The sequence below is a fragment of the Afifella sp. H1R genome, from assembly GCF_021462425.1.
Taxonomy (GTDB): Bacteria; Pseudomonadota; Alphaproteobacteria; order Rhizobiales; family Afifellaceae; genus Afifella; species Afifella aestuarii.
Window position 1 is genome coordinate 1 of record NZ_JAKEDY010000007.1, and the last position, 1,927, is coordinate 1,927.

Consider the following 1,927-nt stretch of genomic DNA (forward strand, 5'->3'; position numbering starts at 1 on the left):
ATTCTCCCATGGCGGGGCGATGAACGGCATCAAGGGGTCGGAGTTCTACAAATCGATCGGCGATGAGCCGGGCACTGGCGGCGGCGTGAAGTCGGGCGTCAACCTTCACCGGGCGACCTGGCTTTCCTGGTCACCCAACGTCTTCATGGAGGGCCGCCCCGCCACCCGCCTCACCGACAAGATGCTCCTCAACAAGGGCAACACCATCTCGGCCGGCGGGTACTATACTGGGCCTGTGACCGGAGACGATGCTATCGATTTGAACCGACTTTGTTTTTATGCCTGCAACTGCAAGCAGGCAGGATCGGCAAGGCAGAGCTGCGTAGAGCGCGAGATCATGTCTGACCCGAAAAACATTCGTGATAAGGATAATGGGCTGTGGCCGGAATTAACTTACGCGCCGAATGGCAGTTTTGGTCGCCGCACAGGATCGGATATGCCCTCTCGGCGACGAGGCGTTGCCGGTAATCGATTGGATGTCACCCGGTTGGTCAAGGGCAGACCCGTAGCGCTCTACGAGATGAAGTTTGGCCCCGATCGGTTCCGGGGAGATCAGCGGGATCGGTATGATCAACTTGCGGAAATTCTCGAGCTTGGCGAAGGCTTTAGAGAACTCGACGTCGACGAAGAATGTGTCTGCACGGATGATGATGCGCCTGAATCTGAGACTGTTGCGGAATCTGAGACTGTTGCCGACGCCGAAGAGGGCTGGAGCACGAAGGACTATCTGGTAGCCGGCGGTCTCGGAGTTGCGGTGCTCGGCGCGGCGGCGCTCACCTGGTGGGCTGGCGGCTCGGGTGGGGCGGTCGCGGCCTCCCTCTTCTTGGGTGCCGGCGCCGCAGCGAACTAGCAGGAGGGCGCCGTGATGTCGGACAATGATGATCTCGTCGCAGCCTTGCGGGACCCGAAAAACCTGGACCGACTTGCGGTGACGTACAATTCGAGCAAGGTACAGCTGCGTCTCGGCTACGTCGTCTCGCTGTTCTTTCAACATGGCGAGGCTCCCGAGCAACGCCTGGCCTTCGTGGAGGTTCTGCGCGATTACTACGAGACCTTCGCCGAAGAGGTGACGCACTACGTGCTCCCCGATGGCGGACGGGTAGCGGCGGTCCGCGACCAGTCGTTCTTTCAAACGTTTGTCGATGCCGCACAGCAGCCTTCGGTCGAGGGAGACGGAAACGCATTCACGCCGCATCTTCTGGGCGTCCTGCGCGGCCGGAAGGTGACCGACGCGCCGCTCCACTACATCGGCGGCTCCTGCCTGCCGCTCGACGACTGGTTTCCCGAAGGCTCCGTCTCCTATCTCGACGCGCATATTCCTGCGTCATGGGTGGAGGCGAACGGCCACTCGGCGCTGTGCGACCTGGTGAAAGGCTGGTGCGATCTCTTGAAGCCGCTGCACGGCACGGCGGGGCTGGGAACTCTGTTCGATCAAAGCTCTCGGCGAACGACAAGCGGCCTCGTCGCCTTTCCGTTCCTCAAACGCTTCGTTGGTCTCGATTATAACGACAGCGGTCCATGGCGGGCGAAATCATCGAAGCAACCACGACGGATCCGAACGACAAACTGGTTGAACGTTCTCGATGATGGTTTTGTCGCGGCTCTGGGCGGCTTGGACGCCATCGCTTCGACACTTGATCCGAATGGCTCGACGCAAGCCTTCGACGGCGGAGCCATCATTCTCGCCGGGCCCCGGGCTGAACTCGGCGATCGCAACCGCGGCTGGATACCGGAGACTTACCGCACCGTGGCGAAAGCCCTCAAGCCATTGCGGTTCGAGGATTATAAGACAGGACTTCTGAAGACCAATCCGCCTGCCGATCCGATCGACGAAACACTGAAATGGATCCGGCGCTTCGATTGAGGAGCGTACCTTGAGAAATAGGCGGTAAGCAGCGCCGGGCTGACGCTGTGCCACAAGCATTTC

The 1,927-nt window shown here is 60.5% G+C and carries 2 protein-coding genes; both read left to right on the plus strand.

Features of this window, described 5'->3' with window-relative positions; genetic code table 11:
• A partial coding sequence (locus tag L0F51_RS19840; protein ID WP_234630883.1) for a DUF4150 domain-containing protein occupies positions 1–850 on the plus strand: 850 nt, incomplete at its 5' end.
• 15 nt (positions 851–865) lie between these two features.
• Positions 866–1,864 carry a type VI immunity family protein gene (locus tag L0F51_RS19845; RefSeq protein ID WP_234630884.1) on the plus strand — a complete coding sequence of 333 codons (999 nt, stop codon included), beginning with the start codon at positions 866–868 and terminating at the stop codon, positions 1,862–1,864.
• Positions 1,865–1,927 lie beyond the last annotated feature (63 nt).

Coding starts and splice junctions, on each gene's coding strand:
- L0F51_RS19845 (WP_234630884.1), top strand. CDS start 866: ATGTCGGACAATGATGATCTCGTCGCAGCCTTGCGGGACCCGAAAAAC.